General features: G+C 66.8%; 17 protein-coding genes. 6 read left to right on the forward strand and 11 right to left on the reverse strand.

The features are described from left to right. Positions 1 to 50 precede the first annotated feature (50 nt). The gene (gene clpS, locus MC380_RS04750) at positions 51 to 383 is read right to left on the reverse strand and encodes an ATP-dependent Clp protease adapter ClpS (protein ID WP_242163322.1); all 333 of its coding nucleotides are present in this window, start codon (positions 381 to 383) and stop codon (positions 51 to 53) included. Positions 384 to 483: 100 nt separating this feature from the next. On the opposite strand from clpS, the gene MC380_RS04755 reads away from it, so the two are divergent. Genes MC380_RS04755 through hflD form a run of 3 tightly spaced genes read left to right on the forward strand, consistent with a single transcriptional unit; the run spans position 484 to position 2,683 of the window. Then, positions 484 to 963 (forward strand): NUDIX hydrolase, encoded by a 480-nt coding sequence (locus tag MC380_RS04755; protein WP_242103793.1) that lies wholly within the window; start codon positions 484 to 486, stop codon positions 961 to 963. Beyond that, positions 960 to 2,081 (forward strand): tRNA 2-thiouridine(34) synthase MnmA, encoded by a 1,122-nt coding sequence (gene mnmA / locus MC380_RS04760; protein ID WP_242163324.1) that lies wholly within the window; start codon positions 960 to 962, stop codon positions 2,079 to 2,081. The genes MC380_RS04755 and mnmA overlap by 4 nt, the downstream gene beginning before the upstream one ends. Then, positions 2,078 to 2,683, forward strand: a complete 606-nt coding sequence (gene hflD, locus MC380_RS04765) for a high frequency lysogenization protein HflD (RefSeq protein WP_242163327.1) — start codon at positions 2,078 to 2,080, stop codon at positions 2,681 to 2,683. Before mnmA ends, hflD begins: the two co-directional genes overlap by 4 nt. An 87-nt stretch (positions 2,684 to 2,770) precedes the next feature. On the opposite strand, the gene MC380_RS04770 is transcribed toward hflD, so the two are convergent. Together MC380_RS04770 and MC380_RS04775 are read right to left on the reverse strand one after the other, a co-directional pair. Beyond that, positions 2,771 to 3,169, reverse strand: a complete 399-nt coding sequence (locus tag MC380_RS04770; protein WP_242163328.1) for a type II toxin-antitoxin system VapC family toxin — start codon at positions 3,167 to 3,169, stop codon at positions 2,771 to 2,773. Beyond that, a complete protein-coding gene (locus tag MC380_RS04775; RefSeq protein WP_242103789.1) occupies positions 3,166 to 3,438 on the reverse strand; it encodes an AbrB/MazE/SpoVT family DNA-binding domain-containing protein in 273 nt (90 codons plus the stop codon). Before MC380_RS04775 ends, MC380_RS04770 begins: the two co-directional genes overlap by 4 nt. 147 nt (positions 3,439 to 3,585) lie before the next feature. Here MC380_RS04775 and acnA point away from each other — a divergent pair, with 147 nt between their 5' ends. After that, complete coding sequence (gene acnA, locus MC380_RS04780) at positions 3,586 to 6,369, forward strand: aconitate hydratase AcnA (RefSeq protein ID WP_242163330.1); 2,784 nt, start codon at positions 3,586 to 3,588, stop codon at positions 6,367 to 6,369. 218 nt (positions 6,370 to 6,587) lie between these two features. On the opposite strand, the gene MC380_RS04785 is transcribed toward acnA, so the two are convergent. Beyond that, complete coding sequence (locus MC380_RS04785) at positions 6,588 to 6,998, reverse strand: nuclear transport factor 2 family protein (protein ID WP_242103787.1); 411 nt, start codon at positions 6,996 to 6,998, stop codon at positions 6,588 to 6,590. A gap of 184 nt (positions 6,999 to 7,182) precedes the next feature. Between MC380_RS04785 and MC380_RS04790 the strand changes: the two genes are divergently transcribed. Further along, positions 7,183 to 8,862 (forward strand): long-chain fatty acid--CoA ligase, encoded by a 1,680-nt coding sequence (locus tag MC380_RS04790; RefSeq protein ID WP_242103786.1) that lies wholly within the window; start codon positions 7,183 to 7,185, stop codon positions 8,860 to 8,862. Positions 8,863 to 9,064: 202 nt separating this feature from the next. Beyond that, positions 9,065 to 9,967 carry a crotonase/enoyl-CoA hydratase family protein gene (locus tag MC380_RS04795; protein WP_242103785.1) on the forward strand — a complete coding sequence of 301 codons (903 nt, stop codon included), beginning with the start codon at positions 9,065 to 9,067 and terminating at the stop codon, positions 9,965 to 9,967. Positions 9,968 to 9,974: 7 nt separating this feature from the next. Here MC380_RS04795 and MC380_RS04800 read toward each other — a convergent pair whose 3' ends face one another. The 7 genes from MC380_RS04800 to greA form a co-directional block, all read right to left on the reverse strand. After that, a complete protein-coding gene (locus MC380_RS04800) occupies positions 9,975 to 12,107 on the reverse strand; it encodes an ATP-binding protein (protein WP_242103784.1) in 2,133 nt (710 codons plus the stop codon). A 5-nt stretch (positions 12,108 to 12,112) separates the two neighbouring features. Continuing rightward, complete coding sequence (locus MC380_RS04805) at positions 12,113 to 13,171, reverse strand: two-component system response regulator (protein WP_343223534.1); 1,059 nt, start codon at positions 13,169 to 13,171, stop codon at positions 12,113 to 12,115. Between the two features lie 195 nt (positions 13,172 to 13,366). Further along, on the reverse strand, positions 13,367 to 14,881 hold the full coding sequence (gene lysS, locus MC380_RS04810; RefSeq protein WP_242103783.1) for a lysine--tRNA ligase: 1,515 nt from the start codon (positions 14,879 to 14,881) through the stop codon (positions 13,367 to 13,369). A gap of 108 nt (positions 14,882 to 14,989) precedes the next feature. Further along, a protein-coding gene (prfB, locus tag MC380_RS04815) for a peptide chain release factor 2 (RefSeq protein WP_242103765.1) occupies positions 14,990 to 16,118 on the reverse strand; the annotation gives its coding sequence in 2 pieces (ribosomal slippage) (positions 14,990 to 16,042 and positions 16,044 to 16,118; 1,128 coding nt in all). Between the two features lie 49 nt (positions 16,119 to 16,167). Then, positions 16,168 to 17,871, reverse strand: coding sequence for a single-stranded-DNA-specific exonuclease RecJ (gene recJ, locus MC380_RS04820; RefSeq protein ID WP_242163332.1), 1,704 nt, complete (start codon positions 17,869 to 17,871; stop codon positions 16,168 to 16,170). Positions 17,872 to 17,946: 75 nt separating this feature from the next. Continuing rightward, positions 17,947 to 18,882, reverse strand: coding sequence for a phosphoglycerate mutase (locus MC380_RS04825; protein WP_242103763.1), 936 nt, complete (start codon positions 18,880 to 18,882; stop codon positions 17,947 to 17,949). A 4-nt stretch (positions 18,883 to 18,886) separates the two neighbouring features. Further along, positions 18,887 to 19,351, reverse strand: coding sequence for a transcription elongation factor GreA (greA, locus tag MC380_RS04830; protein WP_242103762.1), 465 nt, complete (start codon positions 19,349 to 19,351; stop codon positions 18,887 to 18,889). Between the last annotated feature and the right edge of the window lie 48 nt (positions 19,352 to 19,399).

Here is a 19,399-nt window from a genome sequence, read left to right on the forward strand (position 1 = left end):
GCCTGCCGATCGGGAATTCCAGTGGCCCGGACCGGCCGCCGGATCCCACGCTACGCCTTCTCCATGGTGCACAGCAGGGGGTGCTGGTTGAGCCTTGAATATTCATTCACCTGCGCCACCTTGGATTCGGCCACTTCCCGGGTGAAGACGCCGCAGACGCCGCGGCCGCGGGTGTGGACGTGGAGCATGACCTGGGTCGCGCGCTCCACGTCCAGGGCGAAGAATCGCACCAGTACGTCGACGACGAAATCCATCGGCGTGTAATCGTCGTTCAGCAGCAGGACCGAGTACAGCGGAGGCCGTGCCACTTCCGGTCGTGCGGTTTCCACGGCGAGGCCGTGGTCGCGCTCGTGGGCATGTTCGTCATTGGGCTTGCGGGGCATGGCGCGATTATACGAACGCGGACCGCATGGACGGCATCGGCGGCAGCGGTGAAAATGCGACCATGCGCAGGACCCTCCACATCCCAGCCAGGAATCGGCAGTGAGCTACCGCGAAGGCCGTTTCTGGCAGCCCGACGTCACCGTGGCCACGATCGTGGTGCGCGATGGCCGGCTGCTGATGGTGGAAGAGCATGCCAACGGCGGCCTGGTCCTGAACCAGCCGGCCGGACATCTGGAGCCCGACGAAAGCCTGGAACATGCCGCACTGCGCGAAACGCGGGAAGAAACCGGCTGGGACGTGAACCTCACCGGATTCGTCGGCGCCTATCAGTGGAAGGCGACGCCGCGTGCGGGCGAAAGCGATGGCCGGCACTACCTGCGCTTCGCGTTCGCGGCCGAACCCACGCGCCACGATCCGGCGCATCCGCTCGACGAGGGAATCGTCCGGGCGCTGTGGATGACGCCCGACGAACTGCAGGCGGCGCAGCCACGCCACCGCAGTCCGCTGGTCTGGCGCGCGGTCGCCGATTTCCTGGGTGGACGCCGGCATCCGCTCGACCTGGTCCAGCACATCGCATGAGCCCGGCTTCCACCATCGTCGGCATGTCGGGCGGCGTGGATTCGTCGGTCGCGGCCCTGCTTCTGCAAAGCTCCGGCGAGCGGATCGCAGGATTGTTCATGCACAACTGGGCCGACGACGGCAGCGGCGACTGTCGGGCCGAGGACGACCGTCGCGATGCGGTGGCGGTCTGCGGGCGCCTGGGCATCCCGATCCATTTCCGCGACTTTTCCAGTGAATACTGGGACGGAGTGTTCCAGCACTTCCTCGCCGAATACGCGGCCGGACGCACGCCCAACCCGGACGTGCTGTGCAACCGCGAAATCAAGTTCCGGCATTTCCTCGACGCGGCGCATGCGCTCGGGGCGGAGCGCATCGCCACCGGCCATTACGCACGGGTCGAACGCGGGGGCGGCGCAACCCGCCTGTTGCGCGCCGTCGATCGCGACAAGGACCAAAGCTATTTCCTGCATCAGCTCGGTCAGGAGCAGCTGGCCGTCACCCGCTTCCCGCTGGGTGATTTGCGCAAGCCCGAGGTGCGCCGGCTCGCGCAGGAGGCAGGGTTGCCGACGGCGACCAAGAAGGATTCGACCGGCATCTGCTTCATCGGCGAGCGCGATTTCCGCGAATTCCTGGGGCGCTATCTCCCAGCCCGTCCTGGCGAGATCCGCGATCCCCAGGGCCGCGTGCTCGGCGAGCACCCGGGCGTGTTCTATTTCACCCTCGGCCAGCGCGGCGGCCTGCAGCTGGGCGGGGTGCGCGGGCGCGATCCGGCCCCGTGGTACGTCGTCGGCAAGGACGTGGAGCACAACGTGCTGGTCGTCGACCAGGGACCCGACAGCCCGCTGCTGCAGTCGCGCAGCCTGTGGTCGGAGCCGGCGCACTGGATCGCGGGCGCGCCCCCTGCGGCCCGGTTTGCCTGCACCGCGCAGACGCGCTATCGGCAGCAGGACGTGGCCTGCGAAGTCGCGGTCGATCCGCGCGACGGCAGCGTGCAGGTGCGCTTCTCCAGCGCGCAGCGGGCAGTGACTCCGGGACAGTCGGTGGTGTTCTACGAAGGCGAGGTCTGTCTCGGGGGCGCGGTGATCGCCGCCACCGACGCACCGCTCGAAGCGCGCCTGCGCGGGCAGGCGGCATGAGCGCCATGCAGGAGCGGGCGCTCGCCCTGGCCGGGCTGGTCCAGGCGCTGGCGCAGGTGCGGCGGATCGCCGATACCGGCCAGGCCGAAAGCGCCGTGCTGTCGACCGCGCTGGAAAGCGTGTTCCGCATCGACGCGGAATCACCGGCGGCGGTCTACGGCGATGCTTCGGCGCTGCGACCGGGCATGCAGCTTCTGCACGACTACTTCCGTAACGATGCGCAGGATCCCCTGCTGCCGCGGCTCGCGCTGGCGGTGCTGCAGCTGGAGCGCCGGTTCGTGCGCGACCCGGCCATGACCGAGCGCGTCCACCAGGGCATCACGGTGCTGTCGGCGCAGGCCCGCAACCAGGGCGCCACCCATCCACAGGTACTGTCCGAACTCGGTCGCCTGTACGCCGACACGGTCAGCCATCTGCGTCCACGGGTCATGGTCCAGGGCAATCCGCATTACCTCGGTCAGGCCGACGTGGTCGCCGAGATCCGTGCGGTGTTGCTCGCCGCGTTGCGCTCGGCGGTGTTGTGGCGGCAACTCGGGGGCAGCTTCTGGGACTTTCTGCTCCGGCGCCGGGAACTGGTGGCCGCAATCGAACAGGCGTTGTGACCATCAACCGCAGGTTACGCGCATGCGGTCGCCCTGCTCCGCCGCCGGACATGCGTTTACGAACCACGAACCACGGCATGGCCAGCTCTACGTGGCCGGCACGATCAGTTTCAGCCCCTTGAAATAGTCGCGATAGAAGGCCGCGTCGTGGGTAATGAGGCCATCGCACTGGAGCAGCGCATGCGCACCGATCAGGAAATCGGGCACCGTGCGCCCGCTGCCCACCCTTTGCCGGTAGCGGCGCTGCATCTCGCCGGCGCGCACCGCCGACTTGGCTTCCAGCGGAACGTAGCGAATGCTCATGTCCTCGAGCACGGCCAAGGCTTCGGAGCCGTCGCGCAGCGCGCTGCATACCTCGGCCAGGGTGACGTCGCAAACAACCACCGGCCCGGCGACCAGGCATTGGCGCAGGCAGACTTCGGCGGCATCGGCTTTCGGCCCGCCGGTCAGCAGATCCACCAACACCGGAGCATCGATGGCGATCACTTCGCGCCCTGCCCGCCTTCGTCGGGTACTGGCGATTCACCGGGTGATCGACCGCGCAGCGCACCCATGGCCTCGTCGGTGCTGGCGAACCCCTGATCCAGCCGGAAACGGCCGCGCGCACGCGAAATCGCGTCGTCGACGCTCTTGCGCAGCACGATCCGGCCGTTCTCCAGCTCCACCTTAAGCACGCTGCCCTTGCTCAGGCCCAGCGCCTCGCGCACCGCCTTGGGCAGGGTGATCTGGCCGCGTTCGGCCACGATGACTTCCATGGCGTGTTCCCTTGAGGTCGCGTGTATGGAACGAGCATACATACTTTATTTTGCATACTCAAACCGTCATACTATGCGCCTACCGTCGGCAGTGACGGTTTCGATTCCCCCGCCAGGGCCGCCCGGCCCCAGCCCTTGGAGCCCCCCATGTCCGACTCCTTCGCCAGCCGCGCCCGCCTCGACGTCAATGGTCGCTCCTATATCTATTCGAGCCTGCCCAGGCTGGCCGAGCGCCTCGGCGGACCCGGGTCTGCCGGCCAGCTGCTGGCGAGGCTGCCCTACTCGATGAAGATCCTGCTGGAAAACCTGCTCCGGCACGAGGACGGCGTGAGCGTGCTGCCCGCCCACATCGAGGCGGTCGCGAAGTGGGACGCGCAGGCCGAACCCGATACCGAAATAGCGTTCATGCCGGCGCGCGTGGTGCTGCAGGACTTCACCGGCGTGCCCTGCGTGGTCGACCTGGCGGCGATGCGCGATGCCGTCACCAAGCTGGGCGGCAAGGCGAGCCAGATCAACCCGCTGATCCCGTCCGAACTGGTGATCGACCACTCCGTGCAGGTCGACGTCTTCGGCCGCGCGGACGCGCTGGACCTCAACGGCAAGATCGAATTCGAACGCAATCAGGAGCGCTACAGCTTCCTGCGCTGGGGCCAGAAGGCATTCGAGAACTTCAAGGTGGTGCCGCCGAACACCGGCATCGTCCACCAGGTGAACCTCGAGAACCTGGCGCGTGTGGTGATGGAGCGTGACATTGACGGGGAAACCTGGGCGTTCCCGGACACGGTGTTCGGCACCGATTCGCACACCACCATGATCAACGGCATCGGCGTGCTGGGCTGGGGCGTGGGCGGAATCGAGGCCGAGGCCGCGATGCTGGGTCAGCCGTCCTCGATGCTGATCCCGCAGGTCGTCGGCTTCAAGTTGACCGGCAGGCTGCCCGAAGGCACCACTGCCACCGACCTGGTGCTGACCGTGACCCAGATGCTGCGCAAGCTGGGCGTGGTCGGGAAGTTCGTCGAGTTCTACGGCGATGGCCTGCAGCACCTGCCGCTGGCCGACCGCGCCACCATCGCCAACATGGCGCCCGAATACGGCGCGACCTGCGGCATCTTCCCGATCGACGCCGAATCGCTGACCTACCTGCGGCTGTCCGGCCGCAGCGAGGAACAGATCGCCCTGGTCGAGACCTATGCCAAGGCGCAGGGGCTGTGGCACGACGCCGACACCCCGCACGCCAGTTACTCGGCCACGCTCGAGCTCGACCTTGCAGACGTCAAGCCATCGCTGGCCGGCCCCAAGCGCCCGCAGGACCGCGTGTTGCTGCAGGACGTCAAGACCAACTTCGCCGACAACCTCGGCCCACTGGTCGCCAACCGCAAGGCCCAGAACGGCGCGGTGGCGGACTTCAAGGAAGAAGGCGGCGCACAGCCGCAGGCCGAACACCTGGCTGCCAAGCCAAAATCGAAGATCCGGATCAAGGATGTGGATGCGGAACTCACCGACGGCTCGGTGGTGATCGCCGCGATCACCTCCTGCACCAACACGTCCAATCCCGCCGTGATGCTGGGTGCCGGACTGCTGGCGCGCAATGCGGTGGCCAAGGGCCTGAAAGCCGCCCCCTGGGTGAAGACCTCGCTCGGCCCGGGCTCGCTGGTGGTCACCGACTATCTGAAGAAGGCCGGCGTGCTTGACGACCTGGAAGGACTTGGCTTCTTCGTCGTCGGCTACGGCTGCACGACCTGCATCGGCAACTCCGGCCCGCTGCCGGACGAAGTGTCCAAGGGCATCGCGGAAAATGAACTCGTGGTCGCATCGGTTCTGTCGGGCAACCGCAACTTCGAAGGCCGCGTGCATCCGGAAGTGAAGGCCAACTACCTCGCCTCCCCACCGCTGGTGGTGGCCTACGCGATCGCCGGCACCGTCGACATCGACCTGACCACCCAGCCGCTGGGGAAGGACACGGCCGGCAACGACGTCTACCTGCGCGACATCTGGCCGACCAACAAGGAAATCGGCGACACCATCGCCGCCACGGTCGGCCCGGAACTGTTCGCGCAGAACTACGCCGACGTGTTCAAGGGCGACGCGCGCTGGAACCAGATCGCCTCGCCAGAGGGCGAGTCCTACGCCTGGGACGGAGCGTCCACCTACATCAAGAACCCGCCCTACTTCGACGGCATGACGATGGAAGTCGGCACCATCGACGACATCCACGGCGCACGCGTGCTCGGACTGTTCGGCGATTCGATCACCACCGACCACATCTCCCCGGCCGGCAACATCAAGAAGGACTCACCTGCGGGCCGCTTCCTGCAGGAACGCGGCGTGCAACCGGCCGACTTCAACAGCTACGGCTCGCGCCGCGGCAACGACGACGTGATGGTGCGCGGCACCTTCGCCAACATCCGGATCAAGAACCTGATGTTCGGCGGCGAAGAAGGCGGCAATACGCTGTACCACCCACCGGGTTCGGCCAAGCCGGAAAAGCTGCCGATCTACGACGCCGCGATGAAGTACAAGGCCGATGGCGTTCCGCTGGTTGTGCTGGCCGGCAAGGAATACGGCACCGGCTCCTCGCGCGACTGGGCGGCCAAGGGCACCAACCTGCTGGGCGTGAAGGCGGTGATCGCCGAGAGCTTCGAGCGCATCCACCGATCCAACCTGGTCGGCATGGGCGTGTTGCCGCTGCAGTTCAGGGACGGCGATAACGCACAGTCGTTGGGGCTCGACGGCTCGGAAACCTTCGACATCACAGGACTCGACGACGGTGCAGCCAAGACAGCCACAGTCACCGCCACCAAGGCAGGCGGCAGCAAGATGGTGTTCCAGGCGAGCGTGCTGCTGCTGACGCCGAAGGAAGTGGAGTATTTCCGCCACGGCGGCCTGCTGCAGTACGTCCTTCGCCAACTGGCCGCAAGAAAAGCCGCATAACCGGCTTCGCATGGGGCGGAAACCCGCCCCGCCCCGCCGCAGCGCGGCGGGCGTTCGCGAAGGCCGCGCGGCAATGCCGCGCGAGCTATCTGATCGCCTGTCCAGCGGTCGCCCTCAGCTTCGCTGCAGCAACTACTTCGGCAGATGTATCGCCGCCTGATGCCTTGCCGGCGGATCCGACCGGATCAGCCTGGCAGTGCATCCGCGCGGTGCTTGCCTCATAGCGCAGGCGTCCAATCGGCGCTGGTCAACATCCAGTCGCCGTCGACCAGACGCCAGCCCGTGACGACCTGGTAAACCTGCCCCTCCTGAGGCACGAGTCCGGCGCCGCCGCTGATCGCCGCGGTGAAGCGCACCGTCGCATGACGGTCGCCCCTCATTTCAACTTGAAGTGGACCCAGCTTCGCGCCCACCTCGCGGTAGCGCAGGAACGTGCCGGCCGCCAGCTGACGCGCGCCCCGACGATCCATGCCCTCGTTGCCGACGAAGTCCTCGGCCAGTACCGAGGTGACCGCGTCGGCATCCCGCGCCCCGATATCGCGCTGCAGCTGGGCGATGGTGTCGCGCAATGCCTGCTCGGGCGGCGTCCGGGCGCACGCGCAAGCACAGCCAACGATGGCCAGAGCCATGAGTAGACGCCACGCGCTTGTTTTCCCCATCGTTCCGTCCGTTTTGCGCCGACCACATGACACTACCCCTCCGGGAGCTGGCGGTCGAATGACGCCTTGCCAGCCCCTAGAGCCTATGCTCCAATCGGGCCAGGCTTACGCCACCGAAACACGTGGCCGCAGACAGGAACAGGGAGACCTTCGCATGAACGACGCACGCCCCTGGCTGGCGAGCTACCCCGCCGGCGTTCCTGCCGAAATCGACCCCGACCAGTTTTCGTCGGTCCCGCAGGTGCTGCAAAGCGCGATCGACCGCTACCGCGACAACCCCGCCTTCAGCAACCTCGGCAAGACCCTCACCTACGGGGAAATCGACCGCGCCAGTGCGCAGCTGGCGGCCTACCTGCTGGGCGAGCTCGGGCTCAAGAAGGGCGATCGTGTCGCGATCATGATGCCCAACTGCCTGCAGTATCCGATCTCCACGTTCGGCATCCTGCGCGCGGGGCTCACGGTGGTGAACGTGAACCCCATGTACACCCCGCGGGAGCTGAAGCATCAGCTCGTCGATTCGGGTGCGGTTGCGATCCTGGTGGTCGACAACTTCGGACGCACGGTGCAGGACGCCCTTGCCGGCACCCAAGTGAAGCAGGTGATCACCACTGGCCTGGGCGACCTGCTTGGATTTCCCAAAGGCGCGATCGTCAACTTCGTGCTGCGTTATGTGAAGAAAATGGTGCCCGACTACGACATCCCGGGCGCGATCCGTTTCGCCGACGCGCTCAGCCTGGGCCAGCGGCACACCCTCCCCGACGTCGAGATCGAATCCGGCGACGTCGCTTTCCTGCAGTACACCGGCGGCACGACGGGCGTGGCCAAGGGCGCCATGCTCACGCACCGCAACCTGGTCGCCAACATGCAGCAGGCTTCTGCATGGATCGACACCCTGGTCCGCGACGGGCAGGAAATCATCATCACCGCGCTGCCGCTGTATCACATCTTCTCGCTCACGGCGAACGGGCTGGTCTTCATGAAGATCGGCGCATTGAACTACCTGATCACCAACCCACGCGACATGCCCGGCTTCGTCAAGGAATTGTCGAAGGTCCCCTTCACCGCGATCACCGGGGTCAACACCCTGTTCAACGGCCTGCTCAACACGCCCGGCTTCGACAAACTCGACTTTTCGCACCTGCGCCTGACGCTGGGAGGCGGAATGGCCGTGCAACGTGCCGTCGCCGAGCGCTGGAAACAGGTCACCGGGGTACCGCTGATCGAAGCCTATGGCCTGACCGAGACCTCGCCCGCGGCCTGCATCAACCCGATGGACCTAGTCGACTACAACGGCTCGATCGGCCTGCCGGTGCCATCCACCGACGCCTGCGTCAAGGACGAGGACGGCCGCGTCCTGCCCACCGGCGAGGTCGGCGAGCTGTGCATCAAGGGTCCACAGGTCATGAAGGGCTACTGGCAGCGTCCGGAGGAAACCGCAGCCGTGATCGACGACGAGGGCTGGCTGCACACCGGGGACATGGCGAGGATGGACGAGGCCGGCTATTTCTACATCGTCGACCGCAAGAAGGACATGATCCTGGTGTCGGGCTTCAACGTGTATCCGAACGAAGTCGAGGACGTCATCGCGATGATGCCGGGGGTCCTCGAAGTGGCGGCCGTAGGCGTGCCGGACGACAAATCCGGGGAGGCGGTGAAGGTGGTGATCGTGCGCAAGGACCCGTCCCTTACCGCCGAACAGGTGAAGGCGCATGCACGGCTCAACCTGACCGGGTACAAGCAACCCCGATTCGTCGAGTTCCGCCAGGAACTGCCCAAAACCAACGTCGGCAAGATCCTGCGCCGCGAATTGCGCGAGCCGACAGCGTCCGCCTGAACACCCCTGTCCCGGCCGGCGAGGTGACACGCAGCGTCACTTTGCCCCGCGTACGCGGCATTAGTTGCCGATCAATTGCTGGAAACGCTTGCAGTTTCACCTTGGAAGGTGCATAGAGGCGCAAACGGGCGCATTTCTATGCCTTTGGATCGCAGCCGGCGCGCCCGGTCGGTGCCGCGATCCGCTTCCAGGGGAACCTCTCATGTACAACGTCGAACAACTGCACCGCGATCCCTCTCTGTCCACCATCCGCACCCAGGGCGATGCCAGCAATGCCTCTCACTGGTGCTTCATGCACGCCCAGCAGGCGTTCTCGGAAGCTGGCTACCGCCCGTGCTTCAGCCCGCGACTTCTGCGCGAGTTGCGTCTGTTCGCGCAGGAAACGATCAATACGATCAAGTCCGACGTCGAGGCGGATCCCGCACAGATCTCGCACATCGTGCTCGCATCCGACGCGCATGTCTTCAACCTCGGCGGCGATCTCCAGCTGTTCTCGCACCTGATCCGTGAACGCGATCGCGAAGGCCTGATGCGCTACGCCACCGAATGCGTCGACAGCATCCACCTGCTGCATACGCGCCTGCACCCGTCCGCTCACACCGTCGCTCTGGTGCAGGGCGATGCGCTGGGCGGCGGCTTCGAACTCGCGCTCGCATGCCAGACCATCGTGGCCGAATCCGGCGTGCAGATGGGATTCCCAGAGGTGTTGTTCGGCCTGTTCCCGGGCATGGGCGCGTATTCGCTGCTGTCCCGTCGCGTGAGCCCGAAGCTGGCCGAGCAGATGATGCTCAACGGCGTCATGTACAGCAGCGACCAACTGCATCGGATGGGCATCGTCGACGTGCTGGTCCCCAAGGGCGAAGGCGCGCGCGCGGTGCACGAAGTGATCCGGCAGAACCGCCGCATCGCGACCGCGCGCCTGGCGCTGCATCGCGTGCGCGACGCGGTCAATCCGGTCTCGCTGGACGAACTCGCCCGCATCACCGAGATCTGGGTCGATACCGCGCTGCAGCTGACCGACAAGCAACTGCGGGTGATGGAACGCCTGGTGCGCGCACAGCTGCGCCGCCCGGAAGCCGTGCTGGAGAACGTCTCGGCCGTCTGACCCCGCATCAGCGAGCCGAATCCTGGTCCACGTCGGCGGCAATCATGTTGCCGCCGGCGCGCAGCGCCGTTAGCGTCTGCTCGAGCTGCTGTCGCAGCCGGTCGACCACGAGCTGCCATTCGTCCAGCAGCCTTTCGGCGGTCATGCCCATCCCTTGCGAGGCGCTCTCGGCCAGGCGCGAGGCGCCCATGTTGCCGGCGGTCCCCTTGAGCGCATGACAGGCATCGCGGAAAGCCTGCCAGTCCCGGCCGCGCCCAGCCACATCCAGATCGGCCACGCATTTGCGCGCGTCGCGCGCGCATTCGGTGAGGAACTTCGCCACGAACTCCTCGCCCATGCCCATGCCGCGCAATTCGTCGAGCAGGTCCTGTGAAATGACCTCCTTGTTCGACACCGGTTCGGGCTGTGCGACCTTGGCGACCGCGCCCGCGGGCAGGCCCTCGGCGATTTCCGCCAGCCGCTCGAGCAGCTTGTCGATCACGATCGGCTTGGTCAGGAAGGCATAGGCACCGGCCTTTTCGCATTCGATCCGCGCTTCGGTGGTAGCGTCGGCCGACACGACGATGAAGGGCGTGCGCGGCCCGCCCGCCTGCATGAAGCGCGCCTGCTTGATCACGTCCAGTCCGCTGACCCCGGGCATGTGCAGGTCGATGATCACCGCATCGAACTGCTGGGCTTCGATCGCATTGAGCACGTCCTCACCATCGTTGACGATCTGCGGTCGGTGCCCGGCCTTCTCCAGCAGCTTGCGCATGACCATCAGGTTGGCCGACTGGTCGTCCGCCACCAGGATCCGCAGCGGCCGGACCCGTGCGCGATGGCGGATGAACGGGTCGGCGAACGCGATGACATTGCTTGCGCCGGCGGGCTCTTCCTGCGCCTGTGCAGGAGCGAACGGCATTTCGACCCAGAACTCCGAGCCAACGCCCGGCGTGCTTTCCACCCCGATCCGCCCGCCCATCAGCTCGGTCAGGGCCTTGGCGATGGTGGTGCCCAGCCCGGTTCCGCCAAAGCGGCGCCCATGCCCGATCTCGACCTGCTCGAACGCATCAAACAGCTTGTCCAGCCGGTCGGCGGGGATGCCGATGCCGGTATCGCGGACCGAGAAATGCACGGAGATGGCGTCCGGGCCGGACGGCATCAGCGACGCGTCCAGGGTGACCTTGCCCGTCTCGGTGAACTTGATCGCGTTCGACAGCAGGTTGACTAGCACCTGCTGCAGGTGGCCAGCATCGCCGTGAACCCGGGTGGGTACGTCGGGCGCGATCTTGAACTCGAACGCCAGTCCTTTGGCCTGTGCGCCCGGCTGCAACATCAGGTGGATGTTACGGAGCAGTTCCGTCAGCGAGAAATCCGACCTGTCGTGCTTGAACTTGCCAGCCTCAATCGCCGACAGGTCGAGTACGTCGTCCACCAGCAGCTGCAGCGTCCGGGCCGCGGTCTGGATGACCTTCGCGCTGTCGCGCTGGTCGCTGGACATGGTGGTGGTCATCAGCAGGTCGGACATGCCGACGATGCCGTTCAGCGGAGTGCGGAACTCGTGGCTCATGTTGGCCAGGAACCGGCTTTTCGCTTCGTTGGCGGTGCGCGCAGCTTCGGTCGCCCGTACCAGCGCCTTCAACAGCGACAGCAGGTACAGCGGGATCGCCACCAGTCCGGCCAACAGCGCCCAGCCCAGCCAGGGATTGGTGCCCCAGTACGGGGTGGACACGAGCACGGTCAGGAAGGTCGTGACCGCGAAGCCGATCGCCAGGTACAGGAACCCCGGCCCGTAGCGCAGGCCGTTGCCTACCGTCACCCACATGAGGATCACATACAGCGGCGCCCCGTAGGCGCCCAGCAGGTACAGGCCGACGCCCATCAGGCTGTAGTCGGCCACCATGCCCAGGACCCGGCGCGGGTTGGACGCGCGCGGGCGCCACAGCAGCCACGACACGATCGCCAGCGCCACGCCGAACTCGATGGCGAGGAAACTCAGTGACAGGACAAGGGCACGCTCATAGCCCGGCCTGCCTTCGACCACCCCGAGCAGGTAGGCGAGCACCACCAGCAGCATGGCCACGCGCACGAAGGCCTGGCCGTGCTCGCTGTCGGTGCGATTCGACAGCCTGGATTTGATGACCTGCAGGAGCGCGTCCATGGCGGCTATTGCAGGGACGGGTTGCCGGCTGGCACCGAGGTCTGGGCGCAGATTTCGCGCAGGCGCGCTTCCTCACCCAGCAGAACGTCGATGCATTTCGGATCGAACAGCAGGCCGCGTTGCTCGACCAGGTATGCGAGCGCTTCCTCGATGCTCCAGGCGCGCTTGTACGGCCGGGGCGAGATCAGCGCGTCGAACACATCGGCGACGGTGACGATGCGCGCGGCCAGAGGGATGTCTTCTCCCTTGAGCCCATCGGGATAGCCGCTTCCGTCGTAGCGCTCGTGATGGCGCAACGCGATCAGGGCACTGGTCTGGACGAAGCGGTTCTGGCTGTCGGCCAGCAGCTTGTAGCCAATGCGCGGATGCCGGCGCATCTGCGCGATCTGTTCCGGATCCAATGGACCGGCCTTGAGCAGGATGTCGTCGGGAATCGCGATCTTGCCGATGTCGTGCAGGGGCGCAGCCAGCTCGATGGTGCGAACTTCGTCCTCGGGCAGACCCAGGCCCTCGGCGATCAGGCCCGCGATCCGCGCCATGCGCTCGAGGTAGGCGCTGGTACCGGCATCGCGATACTCGATCGCGCGGGCCAGCCGGGACAGGGTCTCGCGCTCGCGCTCCTCGATCTCGTGCATGCTCGAGAGCAACCGCTGCTCCAGAGACAGCGCGCGCTGTTTCACCGATTCGCTCTGCTGCCTGAGCTGCAGCAGGTTCCGGCAACGCGCACGCAGTTCGCGCGGCCGCACGGGCTTGACCAGGAAGTCGATCACGCCCGCATCCAGTGCCGCCTGGCGGATCGGTTCGTCGCCGACGACCGTCACCAGCACGATCGGCACGTCGCGGTGCATCAGCGGACGGCGGAAGCGGCGGGCGAATTCGAGCCCGTCCAGGCCCGGCATGCGGTAATCCAGCAACAGCAGGTCCGGACGGTTGGCCCCGCACCAGTCCAAGGCTTCGAGCGGATCGCCGAAATCGCGCACGTCCAGCTCAGGGCCGATGTCCTCCAGGATATGGCGGAGCATCGTCCTGGCGGATGTCTGATCATCGACGATGACGATGTTCACGTGTCCCCCGGTGGACCACTGCGGGCTTCCTGCCGTTCGAGCGTACTCGGTTGTAGCGATAGCGGTACGGCCTTCTTGACCCGGCGGCTGCCGGTGCCAGTTACCGCTATTCCAGAAGCAAACGCCCTTCCGGAGCCTACGCGGTCACCCCGGTATTCAAGCAAGTTATATGCCACGGAACCCACTCCGTCACGCTCAGCCTTCCGGCCGCATGTATGGAAAGAGCAGTACGTCGCGGATTGAAGCCGAATCCGTGAACAGCATCACAAGGCGGTCGATCCCCACGCCGAGACCGCCGGTCGGCGGAAGGCCCACCTCGAGCGCACGGATGTAATCGGCATCGTAGTGCATGGCTTCGTCGTCGCCGCCTTCCATTGCTTCGACCTGGGCGTGGAACCGCGCCGCCTGGTCTTCAGGGTCGTTGAGCTCCGAAAAACCGTTGGCAAGCTCCCTGCCCCCGACAAACAGCTCGAAACGGTCGGTGATCCCCGGTTCGCTATCGGACTCCCGCGCCAGCGGGGACACCTCGACCGGATAATGGGTGACGAAAGTGGGCTGGATCAGCCCCGTTTCGACCGTTTTCTCGAATATCTCCAGCAGCAGCTTACCCCAGCCGTAGCCCGGCTTCACCGGAATCTTCAGGCGGGCGCAGTGCGCGGCCAGGGCCTCGCGGTCGCGGCAGTCCGCAGCGCTGATCTCCGGGTTGAGCTCGCGCACCGCCTCTTCCAGCTTCCAGCGCCGAAACCTGGGGCCCAGATCGATGGCCTGGCCCTCCCAATGCAGCGCGGTGGTGCCCAGGACCGTCTGCGCCGCATCCCGGATCATCGATTCGGTCAGGTCCATGATCTCCTCGTACGTGGCGTAAGCCTCGTACAGCTCGAGCATGGTGAACTCCGGATTGTGCCGGGTGCTGACGCCTTCGTTGCGGAAATTGCGGTTGATCTCGTAGACGCGCTCGAAGCCGCCCACCACCAGACGTTTGAGGTACAGCTCCGGCGCGACCCGCAGGTACAGGTCGAGACCCAGGGCGTTGTGATGGGTCTGGAACGGCCTGGCCGTCGCGCCGCCGACGATGTAATGCATCATCGGCGTTTCTACCTCCAGGAAGCGGCGCGCGTCGAGCCAGCGACGCAGCGCGGCGATCACCTGCGAGCGCTTGATGAAGACCTCGCGCGCTTCCGGATTCACGATCAGGTCGACATAGCGCTGGCGATAACGCTGCTCCACGTCCGCGAGGCCGTGCCATTTGTCGGGTAGCGGGCGCAGCGACTTGGTCAGCAGGCGCAGCCGGTCCGCCTTCACCGACAGCTCGCCGGTCTTCGTGCGGGTCAGGCCGCCCTCGGCTGCGATGATGTCGCCGACGTCCCAGCCCTTGAACGCATCGTAGGCTTCGCCCAGCACGTTGGCTTGCAGGAACAGCTGGATCCGGCCGGTCATGTCCTGGATCTGGGCGAACGCGGCCTTGCCCATGACCCGCTTGGCCAGCAAGCGCCCGGCGATCGCCACGCGGCGGCCGGTCGCCTCCAGCGCTTCGCCGGTCCAACGTTCCGCATCGGCATAGTCCGCGTGCAGGTCGCCGGCATGGTCCGCACGGTGGAAATCGTTCGGAAACGCGACGCCCTGCCCGCGCAACGCGGCGAGCTTGTGGCGTCGCTCTGCGATCAGCAGGTTTTCATTCGCATGCGACTGCTGGGTGATGTCTTCGGCCATCCGGCGCTGTCTTTGGTAGGAGCGGCGTCAGCCGCGAGCTCTTGCGAGATTACCTGTTCGGGCGGAATAGCTCGCGGCTGACGCCGCCCCTACAAGGCGAACGAAGCATTACACCGCGTCGAGACGTTTGGAACCAGCCTCCAGCCCGGACTTCAGACTCGCTTCGATGAACTCGTCCAGGTCGCCGTCCAGCACCTTCTGGGTGTCGCTGCGCTCGATGCCGGTGCGCAGATCCTTGATCCGGCTCTGGTCGAGGACGTAGTTGCGGATCTGGCTGCCCCAGCCGATGTCGGACTTGGTGGCCTCGACCGCGTCGCGCACCGCATTGCGTTTTTGAACCTCGAGCTCGTACAGCTTGGCGGCGAGCATCTTCATGGCGCGGTCGCGGTTGGCGTGCTGGCTGCGCTCGGTCTGGCAGGCAACCACGATCCCGGTGGGCACGTGGGTGATGCGCACCGCAGATTCGGTCTTGTTGACGTGCTGGCCGCCGGCGCCGGAGGAACGATAGACGTCGGTCTTCAGGTCGGCCGGGTTGATCTCGATGTCGATCTCGTCGTCGACTTCAGGCGAGACGAACACCGAAGTGAACGAGGTGTGGCGCCGATTGTCCGAATCGAACGGCGACTTGCGCACCAGGCGGTGCACGCCGGTCTCGGTCTTCAGCCAGCCGTAGGCGAAGTCGCCCTCCACCCGGAACGTGGCCGATTTGATGCCGGCGACGTCGCCGCCGCTGGCCTCGAGCAGCTCGGTCTTCCAGCCGCGCGATTCGGCCCAGCGCAGGTACATGCGCAGCAGCATTTCCGCCCAGTCCTGGGCTTCGGTGCCGCCGGCGCCAGCCTGGATGTCGACGAAGGCCGAATGCGAGTCCATCTTGCCCGAGAACATGCGCTGGAACTCCAGCTGCTCCACACCCTTCTCGTAGCGGTCGACGTCGGCGACGATCGCGTTGGCGGTTTCCTCGTCGTTCTCGGCTTCGACCAGATCCAGCAACTCGCCCGATCCGGCGAGGCCTTCGGTCAGGGTCCTGATGCCGTTGACTGTCTTGTCGAGCAGGGAGCGCTCGCGGCCCAGCGCCTGCGCCCGTTCGGCATCGTTCCAGATGTCCGGATGTTCCAGTTCGCGTTCTACTTCTTCCAGGCGCTCGCGCTTGGCGTCGTAGTCAAAGATACCCCCTCAGCGCATCCAGCCGCCCGGTCAGGTCGGCGATGCGCTGGCGCACGGGATTGAGTTCGATCATGGGAGAAAACTTGAAAAACGGCCGCGGATTCTAGCAGGCGGGATGCGTATCAGGCTGGCTCGCGGTGGACCACGATGAGCTGGATCGCATCGCCTCCGCGCCAGTCGTCTGCCGCCAGGCGATAGGCGATGCGGACGCGTGCCGTCACCGGGCACGCATCGGCGCCGCCGAACTGGATCGCGTCGAGCTGCCGGGAGCCCAGTCGCAGCCGCAGCTTGAGGTGGTTGGCGCCGACCAGACGCGTTCCGACCACGTCGAAGCAGCCGTCGAACAGCGGCTCCGGATAGCCCTGACCCCAGGGCGCGGCGTCGCGCAGCAGTTCGGCGTGGTGGCGATCGAGCTGGTCCGCCGCGAGCTCTCCGTCGCTCCAGAGCTCCGCCTGCAGCAGCGCAGGATCGAGCACGGCGGCGACCTGCGTCTGCCACGCGGCGCGGAAGGCCGCCAGCGAATGCAATGGCAGGCTCAGGCCCGCGGCCATGGCGTGGCCACCGAACCTGTCCATCAGGCCGGGATGCGCATGGTCCACGGCCGCGAGAACGTCGCGGATGTGCAGCCCGGGAATCGAACGCGCGGAGCCCCGCAGGCTGTCGCCGCCGGGCTCGGCCGGGGCGAAGGCGACGACCGGGCGATGGGTCCGTTCTTTCAGCTTGGAGGCGACCAGGCCGACCACGCCGGGATGCCACTGCGGATCGTAGAAGCAGAGCGCCGGGGGCAGAACCGCGTCCGGATCGATGCGCGGCAGCATCGATTCGGCCTCGTCCACCATGTCCTGCTGCAGGCCCTGGCGCTCGGCGTTGATGCCATGCAGTACCGCCGCCAGTTCGCGCGCCTGGGACGGGTCGTCGGTCAGCAGGCATTCGATGCCCAGCGCCATGTCTTCCAGCCGCCCGGCGGCATTGATGCGGGGCGCGATGGCGAAGCCGATGTCGGTGGCGCTGAGCCGCTGCGCATCGCGACCGGCGACTTCGATCAAAGCCTTCAAACCGGCGCATCCGTTTCCAGCGCGCAGGCGACGCAACCCCGCAGCCACCAGGGCGCGATTGTTGGCATCCAGCGGTACCAGATCGGCGACGGTGCCCACCGCCACCAGGTCGAGCAGGACCGACAGGTCCGGCTCGGAGGCAAGCATGCCGCGTTCGCGCAGGCGCCGGCGCAGCGCCAGCAGTACGTAGAACATCACGCCGACGCCCGCCAGCACTTTGCTGGGGAAGCCGTCGTCAGGCAGGTTGGGGTTTACGATCGCGTCGGCGGGCGGCAGGACCTCACCCGGCAGGTGGTGATCGGTGACCAGCACGTCCCAGCCGCGCGCCTTGGCCGCGCCGATGCCGGCGTGGCAGGCAATGCCATGGTCGACGGTCACCAACAGCTCGGGCCCCAGCGCCGCGAGTTCTTCGACCAGCGCCGGCGACAGGCCATAGCCATGCACCCTGCGGTTGGGGACCGCATGTTGGACATTGCGCGCGCCAAGCATCTGCAGGCCGCGCACGCCGACCGCGCAGGCCGTGGCGCCATCGCAATCGAAGTCGCCAACGATGAGGATCCGGCGGTCGCGCGCGATCGCGTCGGCCAGCAACGCGGTCGCCGCCTCCATGCCGCCGAGGCTGTCAGGCGGCAGCAGATTGGACAGCCTGGGCTGGGCCTCATCGATGCAGGTCGAGCCGCGCGCGGCATGGATCCGGCGCAGCAGCGGCGGCAGGCTGTCGGGCCAGGCGCCCGTATCGGGACATTCGCGGCGTCGGATGACGGGTTTCAAGGCGCGTTCATTCCCGTCGCGCCGGTCCGGCGGGCACGCGGGCAAATGGACTTGCTCCTGCTCCCTGCGCACATCTCACGCACCCAGGCGCTCGCACGGTCGACGCCAGACGCGCCAGCGTTGGCGTCGCTCGAAGCCGATGATGTGCCCGTCGGCCAGGTCCAGCTCCAGGCCTTCGAGGCGGCCAGATGCCACATCCTGCAATGCCGGCTGCAGCCAGTCGCGATCGATGTGGGCGAGGTCGCGCAGCGCGCGCAGATCGACGAGCAAGTCATCCTCGGCGTGCCCGTATTGCCCGGGCAGCGACTCGACGGCGGCACTGCCGTGCCCCAGCGCCCCCATCACTTCGTCGTCGGACTGCAGGCGCGCACGCCGCGCGCTGGTGTGGTCGGGCAACACGCCACCGCCCCAGAACCAGAGCGAATTCACCGCCAGCCTGCCCTCGCCAGCGCGCCGGGCGTTGAGCGGATGATTGTGCAGAACCACTTCGGCTTCGCTGAGCAGGCTGCGCCAGCGACGCCCCACATCGCCCTCGGGCAGGTGCTCGAACACGTCCGTGCCCAGCGCCTCCGACGGCTCGGTGAAACGGGGCAGCTTCGCCTCGCGCGGCAGACGCAGATACCAGTGTCCCGGCCGCGGCGCGTCGATGAGAAAACCCGTGTCGCCAAACAGCGGCCTGAGCGGCTGCAGCAGCGCCGCGGTCTCCTCCGGCGTGAGGCCCACGCCATCGCCACAGGCCAGCAGCGTGGCCCCGTTGATGCCGGCGCGCACGTGCGCGGGATCCGCGCGCAGCCAGCAGGCGCCGGCCGCGTCCTCGGCATCGACGCGCCGGGTCAACGACGCCAGCGGCCAGTGGTCGGGGATCAGGCTGAAGTGGCGTCGCAGCTGCGCGCGCGCGCCGGCGTTTTCGTCGCGCCGGTCGGCGCGGCCCAGTGCGCGTGCCGTTTGCGGCGACAGGCGCTGGCCGCCGAAGCGTGCGCGCGCAGGCAGCAGGAGGGCGACGTGCGCCATGACCTCAGCCTGCGTAACTGACGCCGACGATTTCGTACTCGCGCTGCCCCGCAGGAGCGTCGATGGTGATGGTATCGCCCGCGTGCTTGCCGATCAGGGCGCGCGCCACCGGCGAGGAGATCGCGATCAACCCCAGCTTGATGTCGGCTTCCAGGTCACCCACGATCTGGTAGCGACGCTCCTCGTCGTTATCCACGTCGGCCAGGACCACGCTGGCTCCGAACACGACCCGGTCGCCGGCATCAAGCGTGGCTACGTCGATGATGTGGGCATGCGAAAGCTCGCCCTCGAGCTGTTTGATCCGGCCTTCGATGAAGCCCTGCTGCTCGCGCGCAGCGTGGTACTCGGCGTTCTCGCGCAGATCGCCGTGCGCACGCGCCTCGGCGATCGCGGCGATCACCGCCGGCCGCTTGACCGACTTGAGTTCTTCCAGTTCCGCGCGCAGCCGCGCTGCGCCCTTTGCGGTCATCGGGGGTCTCATCTGTCCTGCTCCTCAGGACGCACGCATGTGCGCGCG

This window comes from Lysobacter sp. M15 (genome assembly GCF_022662515.1).
Lineage (GTDB): Bacteria > Pseudomonadota > Gammaproteobacteria > Xanthomonadales > Xanthomonadaceae > JAKPBU01.

What these genes read in the sequence shown, in the direction of transcription:
- MC380_RS04785 (WP_242103787.1), bottom strand. Translation starts at nt 6,998, where the DNA reads ATGGCTCTGGCCATCGTTGGCTGTGCTTGCGCGTGCGCCCGGACGCCG.
- MC380_RS04800 (WP_242103784.1), bottom strand. Translation starts at nt 12,107, where the DNA reads ATGGACGCGCTCCTGCAGGTCATCAAATCCAGGCTGTCGAATCGCACC.
- mnmA (WP_242163324.1), top strand. Translation starts at nt 960, where the DNA reads ATGAGCCCGGCTTCCACCATCGTCGGCATGTCGGGCGGCGTGGATTCG.
- acnA (WP_242163330.1), top strand. Translation starts at nt 3,586, where the DNA reads ATGTCCGACTCCTTCGCCAGCCGCGCCCGCCTCGACGTCAATGGTCGC.
- clpS (WP_242163322.1), bottom strand. Translation starts at nt 383, where the DNA reads ATGCCCCGCAAGCCCAATGACGAACATGCCCACGAGCGCGACCACGGC.
- MC380_RS04795 (WP_242103785.1), top strand. Translation starts at nt 9,065, where the DNA reads ATGTACAACGTCGAACAACTGCACCGCGATCCCTCTCTGTCCACCATC.
- lysS (WP_242103783.1), bottom strand. Translation starts at nt 14,881, where the DNA reads ATGGCCGAAGACATCACCCAGCAGTCGCATGCGAATGAAAACCTGCTG.
- greA (WP_242103762.1), bottom strand. Translation starts at nt 19,351, where the DNA reads ATGACCGCAAAGGGCGCAGCGCGGCTGCGCGCGGAACTGGAAGAACTC.
- MC380_RS04790 (WP_242103786.1), top strand. Translation starts at nt 7,183, where the DNA reads ATGAACGACGCACGCCCCTGGCTGGCGAGCTACCCCGCCGGCGTTCCT.
- MC380_RS04825 (WP_242103763.1), bottom strand. Translation starts at nt 18,882, where the DNA reads ATGGCGCACGTCGCCCTCCTGCTGCCTGCGCGCGCACGCTTCGGCGGC.
- MC380_RS04775 (WP_242103789.1), bottom strand. Translation starts at nt 3,438, where the DNA reads ATGGAAGTCATCGTGGCCGAACGCGGCCAGATCACCCTGCCCAAGGCG.
- hflD (WP_242163327.1), top strand. Translation starts at nt 2,078, where the DNA reads ATGAGCGCCATGCAGGAGCGGGCGCTCGCCCTGGCCGGGCTGGTCCAG.